The organism is Pseudomonas sp. LBUM1641, assembly GCF_059716235.1.
Map to the genome: position 1 here is coordinate 4,562,065 of NZ_CP166815.1, position 16,940 is coordinate 4,579,004.

The following is a 16,940-nucleotide window of genomic DNA, read 5'->3' on the forward strand; positions in this document are numbered from 1 at the left end:
ATACTGTGCAACCTGCACAGTACTGACCGTGCGCCTGTCACTGCCTTGCACTTGGCACGACGGGTGCAATAGGCCTGCGTCACTCATTCAGGGAGAAAGGCACATGACGCAGAACGAACCGGGCAATGACTACCCTCTCAGCGAGGTGCCCATGCATGCCCGCAAAGGCTTGGCCTCCACCGCCATGGTACTGCTGGGCTTTACCTTTTTTACCGCGACCATGTTCGCCGGCGGCAAGTTGGGGGTAGCCTTCAGCTTTACCCAGATGCTCGGCGTCGTGGCCCTGGGTAACCTGCTGTTGGGTATCTACGCCGCAGGCCTGGGTTACATCGCGTTCAAGAGCGGTTTGAACTCGGTGCTGATGGGGCGTTTTTGCTTCGGTGAAGTGGGCAGCAAGCTGAGCGACTTGATCCTCGGATTCACCCAAATCGGCTGGTACGCCTGGGGCACCGCCACCGCGGCCGTGGTGCTGGGCAAATATTTCGAGTTGAGCCAGGGCAGCGTACTGGGGTTGATGGTGCTGTTCGGCATGGTGTTCTGCGCGACGGCCTACGTGGGCTATCGCGGGTTGGAGATTCTGTCCTACATCGCCGTGCCGGCCATGGGCATTTTGCTGTGTCTGTCGATATGGGTCGCCACGGTAAAGGTCGGCGGGCCGGACGGGCTGCTGGCCGTGGTACCCACCGGTGAGCTGGATATGTCCACCGCCATCACGCTGGTGTTCGGCACCTTCGTCAGCGGCGCGACCCAGGCCACCAACTGGACGCGGTTCTCGCGCTCGGCCAAGGTCGCGGTGCTGGCCAGTCTGATCGGCTTCTTTATCGGCAACGGCTTGATGGTACTGATCGGTGCCTACGGCGCCATCGTCTACCAGCAGCCCGACGTGGTCGAGGTGTTGCTGCTGCAAGGCTTTGCCATGGCGGCCATGGCAATGTTGCTCCTGAATATCTGGAGCACCCAGGACAACACCATCTACAACTTCGCCGTTGCCGGCTGCAACCTGCTGCGCACCAAGCGCCGCAAAACGGTGACCCTGGCCGGCGCGGTGATCGGCACCCTGCTGGCGCTGCTGGGCATGTACGACATGCTGGTGCCCTACCTGATCCTGCTGGGCACGGTGATCCCACCGATTGGCGGGGTGATCATGGCGGACTTCTTCTATCGCTATCGCGGCCACTATCCGCGCCTGGCCGATACGCGGCTGCCGGCTTTCAACTGGCCAGGGCTGATCGCTTACGCCGTAGGTACGGTGCTGGCGTTTCACTCACCTTGGGTGGCGCCGTTGGTGGGGATTGTGGCTGCGTCGCTGACCTACATCGTGCTGACCAGCGTCCTGCGCGTGCGGGCACCGTTGGCTGACGTCCAGGCATGAGCCTGACGATAGCCGATGTGCTGGCCTTGCCTGGCCTTGAGTCGATGTGCCTGCGGGCCGGGGAAGCCGGCCTGGAGAACACGGTGCGCTGGCCCTATGTCGCGGAAAACAGCGGCATTGCCGAATGGGTGTTGGGCGGCGAACTGGTGTTCGTCACCGGCATCAATCACCCACGGGATGAGGCCAACCTGCTGGTGTTGCTGGACGAAGCCTGTCAGCGCCAGGTCGCCGGCCTGGTAATCCTCACGGGGCCGGACTATATCCAGGCAATTCCCCAGCGCTTGCTGGAAGCGGCGCACGATGCGGGCATGCCGCTGATCGAACAGCCGTACTCGTTGAAGATGGTGCTGGTGACCCAGGCCATCGGTTCGGCATTGATCCAGTCGCAACAGCTGGGGCGCTCGCGACATGATGTATTGGAACGCCTGCTGGCCGGTGATTACCAATCCCTGGATTTGCTGTTGCACCGCGCCGCCCAGCTGGGCATGCAGTTGGCCGGGCACTGGCAGCTCGTCCAGCTGCAACTGGACGGCAGCGATGCACTGTTTGCCCAAGGTGAAGCGCCGGTGGTGGAGGCACAGCTTGCCCGTCAGCACGATGCCATTACCCGACGTTTGCGCCAGTTTTCGGCGCAGCATCCGTCGCGCCTGCCTGTGCTAGGGCGTGCCGGACAATGGACGTTGCTGTTGCCAGCGATGGACGCGGGTGCGGCATTGGCCAACCGCCAATTGTTGGCAGGTTGGTTGAAAGCACTGAACCTGCGCCTGGCACCGTTGAAACTGTTTATCGGCCTGAGTGCTGCCGCGCACCCACCCGCGCGACTGGCCCAGGCCCTGGATGAGGCGCGCCAAGCGTTGGCCGCTGCACGACGGTTCAGTGAGCGCGCCGGGCTGTGTGTCTACGACGAGTTGGGGGTACTCAAATTGCTCAGCGGCGTGCGGGATCGCGCCCTGCTCGACCAGTTTCTCAACGAACGCCTGGGGCCGCTGCTGCGGCACGACCTGCATCACGGCCCAAGCCTGATGCCGACCCTGGAGGCCTGGTTCCACGAGAATGGTAACCTTGTGGCCGCCGCCCAGCGGCTGGCGGTTCACCGTAACACCCTGACGCACCGCGTCCAGCGCATCGAAGCCCTGTGCGGACTGACGCTGGACAATTCTTATGACCGCCTGGACATCGGCATTGCGCTGATGATCTGGCGGCTGTCTGCCTGACTGTTTTTTGCCAAGAGGAACTTGCCCATGCACATCATCAACGCCCGCCTGCGCAACCGTGAAGGCCTGCATGATCTGCACCTGGAACACGGCCGGATCGCCAGCATCACCCAACAAGGCGCGGCTCCCATAGCGGGCCCCGACGACCTGGACGCCGCCGGCAACCTGGTGGTACCGCCCTTCGTCGAGCCGCACATCCACCTCGACGCCACCCTGACCGCCGGCGAACCGCGTTGGAACATGAGCGGCACACTGTTTGAAGGCATCGAGTGCTGGGGTGAACGCAAGGCCACCATCACCCAGGAAGACACCAAGACCCGTGCCAAAAAAACCATCCAGACCCTGGCTGCCCATGGCATCCAGCATGTGCGCACCCATGTCGACGTCACCGATCCGGACCTCACCGCGCTCAAAGCCATGCTCGAAGTGCGCGAGGAAAGCGGCCACCTGATCGACCTGCAAATCGTCGCCTTCCCCCAGGAAGGCATCGAGTCCTACCGCAATGGACGCGAGTTGATGGAAGAGGCTATTCGCCTTGGCGCCGACGTAATCGGCGGCATCCCGCACTTTGAATACACCCGCGACCAAGGGGTGAGTTCGGTGAAGTTCCTGATGGACCTGGCCGAGCGCACCGGTTGCCTGGTAGACGTGCACTGCGACGAAACCGACGACCCGCATTCGCGTTTTCTTGAAGTGCTGGCCGAAGAAGCCCGCAGCCGCGACATGGGTGCCCGCGTGACGGCCAGCCACACCACGGCCATGGGCTCTTACGACAATGCCTATTGCGCCAAACTCTTCCGCCTGCTGGGGCATTCGGGCATCAGCTTTGTCTCCTGCCCAACCGAAAGCATCCACTTGCAGGGCCGCTTCGACACCTTCCCCAAACGCCGCGGCGTGACCCGGGTCAACGAACTGCTGGAGGCCGGCATGAACGTCTGCTTCGGCCAGGACTCCATCGTCGACCCTTGGTATCCACTGGGTAACGGCAATATTTTGCGGGTGCTGGAAGCCGGGCTGCATATCTGCCACATGCTCGGCTACCGCACCCTGCAAAGCGCCCTCGACTTGGTCACCGATAACAGCGCCAGGGCCATGGCCTTGGGGGATCGTTATGGCCTGGAGCCAGGGCGTCCGGCGAACCTGTTGATCCTGTCTGCGGACAGCGACTATGAAGTGATTCGCAGTCAGGGATTGCCGCTGTATTCGATTCGCGCAGGCAAGGTGCTGATGAAGCGCCAGCCGGCGCAAGTGGAGTTTTTGTAGGCTCATACGATTGAGTCGATATCGAGGGTTTGCGGCTTTCCCCAGCCGTCATCCGGTTGTGGCGGGATGCTCGCCACTTGGGTGAGTTCGCGGTTTTGCGGGTGGGTGAACCAGCGTTTCAGGCTGGATTGAAGGATGGGTGATGAAGCTTGGCTGCCGTAGACGTCGCGGGCCTGGAGGCGGCGCCAGCGGAGAGTTTCCAGGCGGGCGCGACTGTCTTTCAGCCGGTCTACTTCCTGGCTCATGGGGTCGTGGGGTTCATAGCCACGCTGGTTGGCAGGACGATGCAGATCCAGCTTTTTTCGTTGTTCCCGTAGCTGGTGCTGCATGGTGAACAAGGCTTTGTCGATCAGTTCAAATTCACGGGAAGTCACGAGGGTGCCATGGGTGTCGAGGGTTTGTTGCCAGCGGCGCAACGTGGCCCAGGCGGCGGGGATGTAGCTGACGACCATGGAGTGATGGGCACTCTGAACAAGCTGTTTGATCAGGTTGGCGCGATCCGGCATATCGCCATTGAGCCTCAATGCGCGTTTGCAGGCCGCGTCCTCAATGGATTCACAGCCAGGGGTCCACAAGACGGAGGACTGTGTACCGTCCGGTAGCAGTATCGGCATGAAGTGCTGCTGCGCGCCGTGGTGCTGGTAAGGGTTGCCAGTCAGCCGTACCAAACCCAAGGCAAATAGCAGACCGCCGGGCGCAGGGTTGCTGAATAGCACCACGGCGCCAGGAATCCAGATTTTGGCGGTGGTGTTCATCCAGGGCGCAGGCACACTCGGGACAGGGTCGTTGTGGTTGACGATGCGGTGATGCACCAGAGCGGAGGCACCGTCGGTGAATTCGGAGTCGGCAGCTCGGGGGGCTCCGAAGGTGTATAGGAGGATGTTGTAGTGGGCATCTTCGGTTCGACGTAATCCCTCAGCCAGTAACAAGGCAATCGCACCGCCGAGGCTATGGCCGCAAATGACGATGCGCTGCCCTGTATAAAATTGGTCAAGGTAGCGCCGTACAAAATCATGCATGGCCTGATAAGCCTTGTGAAAGCCTTCATGAGCCTTGCCTACACCCTCGACAAATGCCACTTGATGGGCATTTGCATCCCGCAGTTTATCGGCGCCACTGGCCGTGCCCCTTATCGCAACAAGGATCACTTCATCGTGATGGCAGATATAGGCCTGGGTGTCAGTGCCGTGCTTTTTATCATCGAAAAAGTGCAGTCGTTCCGGATGTTCCTGCTCTGCCCCTAACTCAATGCGATTTTGCTGATACAACTCAGGGTCGAAGGGCAAAATTTCGAAACGTCGGGAATACGGTACGTCTTCATAAACGGGGTAAAAATGTTGCACCAGCTCAACATCGACTTTCCAGGGTTCCTGATAGCCCGATAGCCTGTCGGCAAAGAAATGACCAACGCTGGGCTCCAGTGGAAAGCTGACTTGATCGATGGGTTTTGTTGGAGGCTCTTGTCCAAAATCGCAATAGCTCAACGTGGACATCAGTGCCAATTGATAGACGTTCAAGGCACAGAATTGATCTTCGGTGGACAGCATGGGGCGCAGCGCTCGCAACGGCCGGACCTCAAGTACTGTGTGCCGGTTGGGAAATAAAACGACGCCGACCAACGTCGGCTGAGGCGGCCCGAATCCAAGGTCAGCCATCATTGTTAGAGCATGCCGCGGGGGCCGATGAGTGCGGGATGCCACGGGTGGAAGGTGAGCTGCATGTCGGACCAAATCACGCACTTCAACCTGATAGAAGTGGTCCGTCTGACTCTTCGTAACACTTCGTTCCACACGTTGACCGTCGGGGCGTAGAAAGCGGGTTTGCTCCGCGCGAACCTGCAGTTCAGTAATAGGTAGAGGGTAGCTGTCACGATGTTGCAAAGAGTCATAATAGTCAGCGCCAGCCGCCACATAGGTCGTGTCAAAAATCAGGACAACCGGGCCCCGGTACTGATTCTCCAACTTCGTATAACCTTCTCCATTTAACCGTCCCCTGTATCGTTGCCCTCCGCTGTCGAACGTTGTAAAGGCAAGCCCGCCATACGCTTTTCCGTCGCCCGCTTCGTCAACGAGAGCAAAACTCAGCCAGCATCCACGAAGCTGACATGCAGGCATATATTCACTAAAAAACGGCTGTTTCCATTCATCAAGTGCCATGGCTGAATATCCTTATTCAGTGCAGGTTGGGTAAATCATGCATTCGCGGCCGTCAGGCATTTTGAAAGGTTTAAAATTAGTGGTATTTCCCCGGCAAAAGGCAAATTGATCTTCCTGACTTTTCCCGAAGCAACGCTTCCACCCCTGGGGGAACCGAACCCAGTTATCACCCATGTAAGGTCGCTCTTCGCGCATTAACTCCAATACCATGCGGACGTTTTTTCCATTTAACTGGTCTCGCTGCAAAACTCCACCCGCACGCGCTTTGAGTAGCCGCCCTCCACCGTCCAATGAATTGCACTTCAGGATTTTTCTTATTGCATGCAGCGGACCTACCGTCCGGAACAACCACTGACACCGCCCCCGTAACTCCTGAACACCCGACTCAGGCATCCCGGCCCTACCTTCTTCCAACCGATCCAGCACATTGATGAATGCGAAATCCCCTCCAACATCCGCCGACCGCTCTCCCCACTTCGCATACATATCAAACGTAATACTGCGCAACACCAACGGGCACCCATCCACCCTCTCCGTCAGTGGTACCTCAAAGCTCACCCGATGGGCCACCGGCTTCCCAAGGGTGTCAAAAACTTTGTCCTCCGGCCGCTTACCCCGGCGTTTGGGCAGGGTGCAGGTCTCACCCGTTGCGGGCCGGTAAGCCGCATCACTCTTGAAGCGAAAATTCGCCGGCAAATCGACCTCCAGGGTGAAACTGTCCGCCGGTTTCATCGCACAACCGGAAGCAGCCAACACGCCACAAACGAGCAACCCTCGCCGCACTCTCAACATAACTCCCCTACGCATCCTGCTTCTCCCGCTCCATCCGACTCCACTCCCCAACCACCCGCTGAAAATGATCCTCCGCCACTTCCCCACGCATCGGCTGCCATCGAATAAGCACTTCCCCAGTGGCTTCCACCAATCGCCGCACCACCAAAAACTCCAGCTGTTCCGGCTTCTCCCATTGCCAAGCCCGCGCTTGTTCCAGCACTTGCTCCAGCCAGATTCTCGGGTCCTGAAATTCAGCCAGTTGACTGAGCGCCTCGCTGTACTCAGCCAGCAGATAACGCAGGATGTTGGCCTGCAGAATCGCTCCCGCCTGAGGATTCGGAACCTCCAGCCACGGCGCAGGGTCAGGCACCGGATACATCCCAGGAGCCGGGTTATCACCACGGCACCAACGCTCACCCTGCCAGTAACACACGCTGATCAGCGGCCCGAGAAAAGCGGACCAGTCCTGAGCAGGCAGGTGAACCAAAGCCCGCGCCAAGGTGCGGTTATCGTGGAAGCGGTACAGCGCCTGGCTCCCCGGCGCTCCCACCACTAACCTGTCGCGCCAATGCCGGGTAACACCCGATAAATCATCACCAAGCAGGCTGCCCAACCATCCCCAATTACGCTGAGGGTTTTGCAACAAGCCCACCAATCCGGGCTCGTTGACGTGGTCGAGCAACAGGAACATCGGCCCATCCGCCGCCATTTCCGATGCGACGGTTTCACCATAGAGGCTGCGATACTCAGCGACCGTGCGTGTCGCCAGCAGTACCCCACGCGCATCGCTTTCACCCTGTAGAACCAGGCAAAGCCGGCGCCCTGCCTGCTGCTGTTCAGCCATCCACTGGCCAGGCGCGATCTCCATCAAGCCGCCCTCCCCGTGGATTCGCACAGACCTTCGCGGCAGCGCTCGCACACTGGACAGAAGTCCGCATCCAGTCGTCTGGCCAGCTCCATGATTGCGCCTTGGGTAACCGAAGCCTTCGGCCCGTCCGCTACAAATGTGGCTGAGGCAGTCACGGCGCCCGGCCCGACAGGGTTGGCTGTGCGAGTTCCGGCAGGCACACCGCCCAACGTGATCGGGCGACTGCTGAAGATCCCGCCGGCCTGAATCAGCAAATGCTCACCACCAGCCTTGAGGCTCAACTGCGCGCCGGCATCGATAACCAGGTTGGCACCCGCCTTCAGATGGACCTGTTGTCCCGCTTCGATCACCAGGGTCTGGCCTACATGGGTTTGGCTGTTGCCCTGCACGTGCAGGTGATCATCCGCCTCAAGCCGGACCTTGCGGTGCCCGGCAATGCTGCGATGTTCCTCACTCCCAAGAGTGGCCGCACTCAAGCCGTGAATGGTTTCCTGGCGTTCGCCCAGCACCTCCAGCCGACTGTCATGGCCGACCTGCTGCTCCAGGTCGCGCTGGGCGCGCAGGTAGATGAGCTCCTGGCCGCTGCGGTCCTCGAGGTGCAGCTCGTTAGCTCCCGCCCCGCCCGGCGAACTGCGGCTGCGCAGAACGCTACGGGTCTTGTGTTGCGGCAACGGATAGGCGACCGGTTGCAACGTGTTAGGCAGGCAACCATTGATCACTGGCCGGTCCGGGTCGCCCTCCAGGAACGTCACCAATACCTCCATGCCCACGCGCGGGATCATCACCGCACCAAAGCTGTCACCCGCCCAACCGGATGCCACCCGCACCCAGCAGCTGCTCTTGTCGTCGTTCTTGTCAAGCCGGTCCCAATGAAAGCGAATTTTCACCTGCCCGTGTGCGTCGCAATGCACGTCCTCACCCACGGGGCCGGTGACGGTTGCAGTCTGGCTGCCGCTGATACGCGGTTTGGGGTGCTTGAGCGGCGGGCGGTAAGCGGCGCGCCAGGGCGTTGCGGTAAATCGATTGCGATAGCCTTGAAATGCCTCGGTATCCACCACCGCCTCCTCCAGCACCTGCGGTTGATAGCCTTCGTGGCGCACGCTGGTGATCAGCCACAAGTCGTTGCAGGAGAGGTCCGGGTGGTCGCGCAGTTCCAGGAAATGCCCACTGCGCAAAGCCGGCTGATCACTGCGGCCCAACGCACGATGGCGGTCTCGCTGATGACGTTCCAGGCCCCGACGGGCCAACTGCGAACCTCGCAGGTGCCCCGTGAATCCCGCTGGGTATTGATAGTCCTCAAGTGCCGGGGAAGATCCGGCCTGCTCGTGCAGGCGCGATGACGGATGTTCAAAGTCATAGTCACGCAGAACAACTTGAGCGCTGCGTGTGGCCAGGCGCACATCGAAACGCTGGATCACCAATGCTTCGGCCGCTGGGCCACCGGCCGCACAATAGTGCTGCGCCGGCAAACGACGAAACACCGTCTGATCATCACCAAACACCAGTACATGGCCGTCCGCACTGTGGCGAAAGTGATAGTGGATGCCCTCTTCCTCGCACAGCCGCTGGATAAAATGCAGATCGGTTTCCGCGTATTGCACACAGAACGTGCGTGGCGGGTACACCACCGGCCCTAACTCAAACGCATAGGCATCGGCGAAAATACCGTGATGCTCAAGCACCGCCGCGATGATTTGCGGCACGCTGCGCTGCTGGAAAATCCGCTGGTCGCTACGGTGGACCAGGTACGCCAGACGCGGAGCAAGGGTCAGGTGGTAGCGGGTCAGACGCCGCCCCGGGTCGTCCCGGCCAACGGCATAGATCTGCCCGTGAAGGCCTTCACCCGGCTCACCAAAATCCAGATAGGCCGGTTGGTGAAGCAGCTCCTCCAGATCAAGGCAGGGGTTTTCACTGACCCACTGCACTTCAATGAAAAAAGGCTGGTCAATACTCTCGCTGCCTTTAAACGCCAGCACCTGAACTTCCTGTTTTATTCCTGCGACGATCAACTTGAAGCGTGACGAAACAAGCGTGTTAAACATCCGTTGTTACCCGCCATTCATTGTCGAATTGAAATACCCCCTTCAGAAAACGAAGAGAAAACCACTCAATTCGAAGCCGATAAAAATTGCCAGAACCCCAGGAATACTAGCGCCTTCAGGCAAAAATCGACCGCCTAAAAATAAAAAAGAAGATTCGTACATTGATATTGGAAGAGTCTTTTATGAATTACGGAAATACAGTTAAACAGCCAGCATTCAACAACAGGAATACTCCTACACAACCATTCACCAAGATTACTTATTTATTAAGAACCGACTGACAAAGATAATTAAGCCAGTCATGCCTCTTTCAGAGTTCTTGCACCCGCGCCGTCCCGAACAGGCTGACGCTCAACACTTCACCCGCCTCAGCCTGCAGCCGCACCGGTGCAGTACCGCCAGGCATCACCACCGCCACCTCACCCGCAGTCACCCATCCTACAGACCAAGCGGCGCAAGCCACCGCACTGGCGCTGGTCCCGGAGGACGCCGTCGGCCCCTCACCACGCTCAAACACCCGCGCGATGACGCGGTTGCCTGAATCCCGTGCAACCCATTGCAGGTTGACCCCGGAAATACACGGTTGGCCGGCCCCGACAGGTGGTGCAAAAGCAATCGCCTTAAGCGGATCGAACAACGCTGGCCGATGCATCTGCGCGTTGTCCGGCAACGCCGACGCATCCTGTACCAACGTCACACAATGAGGATTACCCACCCGTACAAACTGGCTGTGGCGCCACTCAGGATTAAGCGCAGCCAGTGGTAAAACATGGCTCACCTCGGCTCCCTCAAGCGAGACCAAGCCAACGCCAACAGCCCCTACCGCCACAGGCCCGAATTCGGGACGCCCCAACGCCAGCCAGAAGCCCTGCACCTGTTCATACTCCGCAGGCTCAACTCGCGTAAGCACTGGCGACAATGCATCCATCTTGTCGTGATGCACCCGCAGGTCGCAGCCTTGCGCCATCAATCCCTGGTCGGTCAACGACTGCGCAAAAATCGTCAGGCCATTGCCACTGCGTTCGGCCAGGGAGCCATCCGTGTTGACGATCAACAGGTCAAAGGGCGGCGCTGCCTGAAACGGCCCCACCAACAAGCCGTCACAGCGATGCTCCTTGGCCTCTGCCGGGCGCGGCAAAGTACCCCAACCGCACTCGGCAGCAATCGCCGCCGATGCCCAGACACCCCGGGTGCCAGCGGCCAAGTCGGCGCGGTACGGCACGTCGATTCCCTTGTTGCGTAACTGCTCCGGGCTTACCACACCGTAGATGTTGCCGCGGGCGTCGTAGAACACAGTCATTGCGCAGTCCGCATAAAGATCCGTACCACTTCCTCCAGATGCTTGCGCATGGCTTGTCGCGCACCTTCCACGTCCCGTTGTTCCAGTGCATCAAGGATCTTGCGGTGTTCGTCTTCCGAGCGATGGGGCATGTCGTCCGAGGTGTAATGCGCCTGCAACCGCTGGAACATGCTGCCGTAACGATGCCCCAGCAGGTGCGCAATCATCAGCGCATAGGCCGGATTGCCCGAGGCCTGGGCGATACGGATGTGAAACAGGCGATCGCCCGGATGGGTGTGGGAGCCTTCGCGATTGTCCTGCACGTTGCGCTCGAACGCCTCGCGGATGCCTGCGAGCTCCTCGTCAGTTGCGTGTTTGGCCGCCAGGGCGGCGGCTTCCGGCTCAATCAGGCGACGGGCCTGGAGCAAGGAAAACGGCGGAATCTCGGCGTTGAAATCGACATGCAGGTTGAGTTCCGGATCGAACTCTTTCCATTGATCCCGGGTGGCCTGGGCCATTACCGGTTCCTGGCTGACTTTCGGTTGCACCGGCTCACACACCAGCACGCCGTTGCCCACCCGCACGTCCACCAACCCGATCACCTCCAGGGCAATCATCGCTTCACGAACGGAGGCGCGACTCACCCCCAACAGCTTGGCCAGTTCGCGTTCAGCCGGCAGACGGCTGCCCGGCGGAAATTCTCCACTGTCGATCAACGCCCGCAACTGGTCGGCGATCTGTCGATAAAGACGTTGGTTATCAATCACTTGAAATGGCATCTAGGCTCAGCTCGATTCATGCACGGCACGGTCCAGGTGATCAACCCGCGAAAAAGCCGCTTGTTGACCGGGAAGACCCATGCTAAAAATTGGATCAATGGCCTGACCATTGGATCGTTTCCAGTGTGCTGATCATAGCAAACCCTCCGGGGTTCGCTATGCCGCAGATGCAGGCGTTTTACGCCCTCAATGGCCTGACCATTGAGCCAATAATAACAATCAAGGGAGTCTGTCATGGACCTCACCGGTAAACGCGTGCTGATCACCGCCGCCGCCCAGGGGATTGGTCGCGCCAGCGTCGAAGCCTATCTGGCGGCCGGCGCCGAAGTGATTGCAGCCGACATCAATCAACAAGCGCTCGCCGAACTGCCGGGCGCGCAAACGGTATTGCTGGATGTCACCGACGCCAGCGCCATCCAACGCCTTGCTGCCGAAATCGGCCCGCTCGATGTGCTGTTCAACTGCGCAGGCGTGGTGCACGCCGGCAATATTCTTGAATGCCCGGAAAGCGACTGGACGTTTGCCCTGGACCTGAACGTCACCGCCATGTACCGCATGATCCGCGCATTTCTGCCGGGGATGCTCGCGGCGGGCGGCGGTTCGATCATCAATATGTCGTCGGTAGCCTCCAGCCTCAAGGGCGTGCCCAACCGCTTTGCTTATTGCGCCAGCAAGGCCGCGGTCATCGGCCTGACCAAGTCGGTCGCGGCGGATTTTGTCACCCAACGCATTCGCTGCAACGCCATTTGTCCCGGCACCGTGGAGTCGCCTTCGCTGCAGCAACGCATCATCGAACAAGCCAGCCGTGAAGGTCGCCAGCAGGATGAGGTGTACGCCGCCTTCACCGCGCGCCAGCCGATGGGCCGCCTGGGCACACCCCAGGAAATTGCCCAATTGGCGCTGTACCTTGGCTCCGATGCGAGCGCCTTTACCACCGGCACCACCCAGATCATTGACGGCGGCTGGAGCAACTGACCGCCCACTTCCAATAAGAGGATTGCTCATGAAACTGCTGCGCTATGGTGAAAAAGGCCAGGAACGTCCGGCCCTGTTGGACGCTGATGGACGTCTGCGTGACCTGTCCGCTCACATCAGCGATGTCGCCGGTGACGCCCTGCTCCCGCAAAACCTCGCTCGCCTGCAAGAGCTCGACCCCGCGAGCCTGCCCCTGGTACCGGGCAATCCGCGTTTGGGTGCCTGTGTCGGCCAAGTAGGAAAATTCATCTGCATCGGCCTGAACTACGCCGATCACGCCGCCGAAACCGGAGCGCCGATCCCTGACGAACCGATCATCTTCAACAAATGGACCAGCGCCATTGTCGGCCCCAACGACAACATCGAAATCCCCCGCCACTCCACCAAGACCGACTGGGAAGTCGAACTGGGCGTGGTGATCGGCCAGGGCGGTCGTTACATCGATGAAAGCCAGGCCATGCAGCACGTGGCCGGCTACTGCGTGATCAACGACGTCTCCGAGCGCGAATTCCAGCTGGAACGCGGCGGCACCTGGGACAAGGGCAAAGGCTGCGACACCTTCGGTCCGCTGGGCCCTTGGCTGGTCAGTCAGGATGAAATCGCCGACCCGCATCAACTGTCGATCTGGCTCGAAGTCGACGGCCATCGCTACCAGAACGGCAACACCCGCACGATGATTTTCCAGATCCCCAAATTGATCAGCTACCTCAGCCAGTTCATGAGCCTGCAACCAGGAGACGTGATTTCCACCGGCACCCCGCCCGGTGTCGGCCTGGGGATCAAGCCCACGCCGGTCTACCTCAAACCGGGGCAAAAGATCCGCCTGGGCATCGAAGGCCTTGGCGAACAGAACCAGATCACGGTCGACGCCTGACTAGAACCAAGGAGCCGTTCATGACCACCATTACCGCGATTCGCGTCGAAGATATTCGCTTTCCTACGTCCCAGTCCCTGGACGGTTCCGACGCCATGAACCCGGACCCGGACTACTCGGCCGCCTATGTGATTTTGCAGACCGACAACCCGGCCCTTGAAGGCCATGGCCTGACCTTCACCATCGGCCGTGGCAACGAGATTTGCTGCGCGGCGATCCAGGCCATGCAGCCGCTGCTGGTGGGCTTGACCCTGGAATGGATCGCCGAAGACATGGGCCGTTTTTGGCGCCATGTCACCAGCGACAGCCAGTTGCGCTGGATTGGCCCAGACAAGGGCGCCATCCACCTGGCCACCGGCGCGATCGTCAACGCCGCGTGGGACTTGTGGGCCAAGGCCGAAGGCAAATCCCTGTGGCGCCTGGTGGCCGACATGAGCCCGGAACAACTGGTGCGGTGCATCGACTTCCGCTACATCACCGACTGCATCACCTCCAGCGAAGCCCTGGCCTTGCTGCGCCAACGCGCTGAAGGCAAGGCCGAACGCATGGCCGACCTGCAAGCCCATGGCTACCCCTGCTACACCACCTCGGCCGGTTGGCTCGGTTATGACGACGAAAAGCTGCGCAGGCTGTGCCAGGAAGCAGTGGATGCCGGGTTCAATCACGTCAAGCTCAAGGTCGGCCACGACTTGCAGGACGACCTGCGCCGCGTGCGCATCGCCCGCGAAGTACTGGGGCCGGACCGCCAACTGATGATCGATGCCAACCAGGTATGGGAAGTCGACACCGCCATTGATTGGGTGCGCGAATTGGCGTTTGCCAAGCCGTGGTTTATCGAGGAGCCCACCAGCCCCGACGATATCGAAGGCCATCGCAAGATTCGCCTGGGTGTGGCACCGGTCAAAGTCGCCACCGGCGAGATGTGCCAGAACCGGATCATCTTCAAGCAATTGATCATGCGCGAAGCCATCGACGTGGTGCAGATTGACGCCTGCCGCCTGGGTGGGGTCAACGAGGTGCTGGCAGTGATGCTGATGGCGGCCAAATATGGCCTGCCGGTTTGCCCCCATGCTGGTGGCGTAGGGCTTTGCGAGTACGTGCAGCATTTGTCGATGATCGATTACCTGTGCATCGCCGGCACTCACGAAGGCCGGGTGATCGAGTATGTCGACCATTTGCACGAGCATTTCGAGGAACCGTGTGTGGTGTGCGATGCGGCTTATCTGCCGCCCAAGGCACCGGGTTTCTCGATCCAGATGAAAGCCGCGTCCCGGGAGCAATTCCGCCACCGGCCGTGACCTGAAGCACACATTTAAATGGACGGAGCACAATAATAATGTCGTCCCCATCACCTCTGAGGCTCGATGCGCACCAGCATTTCTGGCGCTACCGGGCCGCTGATTATCCGTGGATCGGTGCGGCTGAGGCTGACCTGCGGCGGGACTTTCTCCCACAGGATCTACGGCCGTTACTCGACGTTGCCGAACTGGACGGCTGCATTGCGGTGCAGGCCCGCGCGGGTGAGCAGGAAACCGACGCGCTGCTGGATATGGCGCGGCAGCACCCGTGGATACTCGGCGTCGTCGGCTGGGTCGACCTGTGCGACCCAGGCCTTGAACAACACCTGGAACAGTGGCGCGACGCACCGAGACTCAAGGGCTTTCGGCATCAGATTCAGGACGAACCTACACCCGCCAGTTTCATGGCTGACCTGGGATTCGCCCGCGGCCTGCGTCACCTGCAACAACAAGGCTACGTCTATGAGGTGCTGATCCGCTGCGCCGACCTCGACGCCGCCACCGCCCTGTGCCAACGCCACGACCAGCATCATCTGGTGCTGGATCACCTGGGCAAGCCCGACATCGCCAACGGCCCGGCCGGGTGGGCAGAACACCTTGCGCCGCTCGCCGCCCTGCCCCACGTCAATTGCAAGCTGTCGGGCCTGCTCACCGAAGCCGGGCCCGACCAGCGCAACGCGCGTGCATTGCGCCCTTATATCGAATTGGCACTGGAATTGTTCGGCGCCGAGCGCTTGATGTTCGGCTCGGACTGGCCGGTGTGCCTGTTGGCCGGGGAATACCAGGGCACCTGCCAATTGCTGCAACAGACCCTCGGCCAGCTGTCGCCCAATGAACAGCAGGCGATCTGGGGCGGCACCGCCCAGCGGGTCTATCACCTTGAAGGAAACTGCCCATGAATCTGCATTTGCAGGACCGCGTGATCATCGTCACCGGCGGCGGCTCGGGGATTGGCGCCGCCATCTCCCTGGGGCTGATTGCCGAAGGCGCGATCCCGGTGATTTTCGGTCATCAACCGTTGTCGCCAGCGTTCGCGGCAGAGCTGGAACAGCAAGGCCAAAGCCACTTCATCCGCGTCGAGTTGCGTGATGAAGAAGCCTGCCGCGCGGCCGTCAACGAAGTGTTGCAACGTTTTGGGCGCATTGATGGCCTGGTGAACAACGCCGGGGTCAACGACGGTGTGGGGCTGGACGCCGGCCGTGCTGCCTTCGTTGAATCCCTGGAAAAAAACTTGATTCACTACTACCTCATGACCCACCTGTGCCTCGACGCCCTCAAGGCCAGTCGCGGGGCGATCGTGAATATCAGCTCCAAGACGGCCCTCACCGGCCAGGGTGGCACCAGCGGTTATACCGCCGCCAAAGGTGCGCAGTTGTCCCTGACTCGGGAATGGGCAGCCTCCTTGCTGGAGTTCGGCATCCGGGTCAATGCCGTGGTGCCTGCCGAAGTGCTGACACCGTTGTACCAGCGCTGGATCGACGGCTTCGACAACCCCGAGGCCAAGCTCGCCGCCATCGTCGAAAAAATCCCCTTGGGCAAACGGATGACCACCCCCGAGGAAATTGCCGACAGCGTGTTGTTCCTGCTCTCACCCCGCGCCTCCCACACCACCGGGCAATGGCTGGTGGTGGACGGTGGCTACACCCATCTGGACCGGGCGCTGACATGAACGGCCGACGTTACTGCCTGGCCCTGGACCTGGTCGACGATGCGGCATTGATCGACGAGTACCAGCAGTTGCATCAACGCATCTGGCCGGCCGTGGCCAGACATCTGCGCAGCCAGCACATCGTGGAGATGCAGATCTGGCGCCTGGGCACGCGGCTGTTCATGGTCATGGACACTGCGGCCGGGTTCAGCTTCGAAGGACTGGACCACGCCGCACGCGCCAACCCTGAAGTGCAAGCCTGGGAAACCCTGATGTGGTGTTTCCAGGCGCCCACGCCATGGACTGATCCTGGCGGCAAATGGCAGCCGCTGACGCAGGTTTTCAGCCTCACCGACCAACCCTAGCACCCGCTGCATCGCACGCCTTGATCCCATAAA

At 60.5% G+C, this 16,940-nt stretch carries 15 protein-coding genes; 9 read left to right on the top strand and 6 right to left on the bottom strand.

Translation table 11 applies throughout. The annotated features are described in order from the left end of the window. The first annotated feature begins 103 nt into the window (after positions 1 to 103). The 3 genes from codB to codA are packed head-to-tail and all read left to right on the top strand — an operon-like array spanning position 104 to position 3,849. Complete coding sequence (codB, locus tag ACA046_RS21115) at positions 104 to 1,372, top strand: cytosine permease (RefSeq protein ID WP_497674889.1); 1,269 nt, start codon at positions 104 to 106, stop codon at positions 1,370 to 1,372. Continuing rightward, on the top strand, positions 1,369 to 2,586 hold the full coding sequence (locus ACA046_RS21120) for a PucR family transcriptional regulator (protein WP_497674890.1): 1,218 nt from the start codon (positions 1,369 to 1,371) through the stop codon (positions 2,584 to 2,586). Before codB ends, ACA046_RS21120 begins: the two co-directional genes overlap by 4 nt. 27 nt (positions 2,587 to 2,613) lie before the next feature. Continuing rightward, entirely contained in the window at positions 2,614 to 3,849 is a 1,236-nt protein-coding gene (gene codA, locus ACA046_RS21125; RefSeq protein WP_459022153.1) for a cytosine deaminase, read from the top strand. 2 nt (positions 3,850 to 3,851) lie between these two features. Here codA and ACA046_RS21130 read toward each other — a convergent pair whose 3' ends face one another. The 6 genes from ACA046_RS21130 to ACA046_RS21155 all read right to left on the bottom strand — a co-directional run bounded on the left by ACA046_RS21130 (position 3,852) and on the right by ACA046_RS21155 (position 11,747). After that, on the bottom strand, positions 3,852 to 6,005 hold the full coding sequence (locus tag ACA046_RS21130; protein WP_497674891.1) for a lipase family protein: 2,154 nt from the start codon (positions 6,003 to 6,005) through the stop codon (positions 3,852 to 3,854). Between the two features lie 12 nt (positions 6,006 to 6,017). Further along, positions 6,018 to 6,812: a hypothetical protein gene (locus ACA046_RS21135; protein ID WP_497674892.1), complete on the bottom strand. Its 795-nt coding sequence runs from the start codon at positions 6,810 to 6,812 to the stop codon at positions 6,018 to 6,020. Then, positions 6,805 to 7,647: a DUF4123 domain-containing protein gene (locus ACA046_RS21140; protein ID WP_497674893.1), complete on the bottom strand. Its 843-nt coding sequence runs from the start codon at positions 7,645 to 7,647 to the stop codon at positions 6,805 to 6,807. The genes ACA046_RS21135 and ACA046_RS21140 overlap by 8 nt, the downstream gene beginning before the upstream one ends. After that, on the bottom strand, positions 7,647 to 9,689 hold the full coding sequence (tssI, locus tag ACA046_RS21145) for a type VI secretion system tip protein TssI/VgrG (RefSeq protein WP_497674894.1): 2,043 nt from the start codon (positions 9,687 to 9,689) through the stop codon (positions 7,647 to 7,649). The genes ACA046_RS21140 and tssI overlap by 1 nt, the downstream gene beginning before the upstream one ends. Before the next feature lie 310 nt (positions 9,690 to 9,999). Beyond that, entirely contained in the window at positions 10,000 to 10,989 is a 990-nt protein-coding gene (locus tag ACA046_RS21150) for a diaminopimelate epimerase (RefSeq protein WP_497674895.1), read from the bottom strand. Further along, entirely contained in the window at positions 10,986 to 11,747 is a 762-nt protein-coding gene (locus ACA046_RS21155) for a FadR/GntR family transcriptional regulator (RefSeq protein WP_076016736.1), read from the bottom strand. The genes ACA046_RS21150 and ACA046_RS21155 overlap by 4 nt, the downstream gene beginning before the upstream one ends. 234 nt (positions 11,748 to 11,981) lie before the next feature. Between ACA046_RS21155 and ACA046_RS21160 the strand changes: the two genes are divergently transcribed. Genes ACA046_RS21160 through ACA046_RS21185 form a run of 6 tightly spaced genes read left to right on the top strand, consistent with a single transcriptional unit; the run spans position 11,982 to position 16,907 of the window. After that, a complete protein-coding gene (locus ACA046_RS21160; RefSeq protein WP_459022163.1) occupies positions 11,982 to 12,722 on the top strand; it encodes an SDR family oxidoreductase in 741 nt (246 codons plus the stop codon). Between the two features lie 28 nt (positions 12,723 to 12,750). After that, complete coding sequence (locus tag ACA046_RS21165) at positions 12,751 to 13,596, top strand: ureidoglycolate lyase (protein WP_459022165.1); 846 nt, start codon at positions 12,751 to 12,753, stop codon at positions 13,594 to 13,596. 20 nt (positions 13,597 to 13,616) lie between these two features. Then, positions 13,617 to 14,894, top strand: a complete 1,278-nt coding sequence (locus ACA046_RS21170; RefSeq protein WP_497674896.1) for an L-fuconate dehydratase — start codon at positions 13,617 to 13,619, stop codon at positions 14,892 to 14,894. A gap of 38 nt (positions 14,895 to 14,932) precedes the next feature. Further along, complete coding sequence (locus ACA046_RS21175) at positions 14,933 to 15,793, top strand: amidohydrolase family protein (RefSeq protein WP_497674897.1); 861 nt, start codon at positions 14,933 to 14,935, stop codon at positions 15,791 to 15,793. After that, entirely contained in the window at positions 15,790 to 16,563 is a 774-nt protein-coding gene (locus ACA046_RS21180) for an L-fucose dehydrogenase (RefSeq protein ID WP_497674898.1), read from the top strand. The genes ACA046_RS21175 and ACA046_RS21180 overlap by 4 nt, the downstream gene beginning before the upstream one ends. Next, positions 16,560 to 16,907: an L-rhamnose mutarotase gene (locus tag ACA046_RS21185; protein WP_459022173.1), complete on the top strand. Its 348-nt coding sequence runs from the start codon at positions 16,560 to 16,562 to the stop codon at positions 16,905 to 16,907. The genes ACA046_RS21180 and ACA046_RS21185 overlap by 4 nt, the downstream gene beginning before the upstream one ends. Positions 16,908 to 16,940 lie beyond the last annotated feature (33 nt).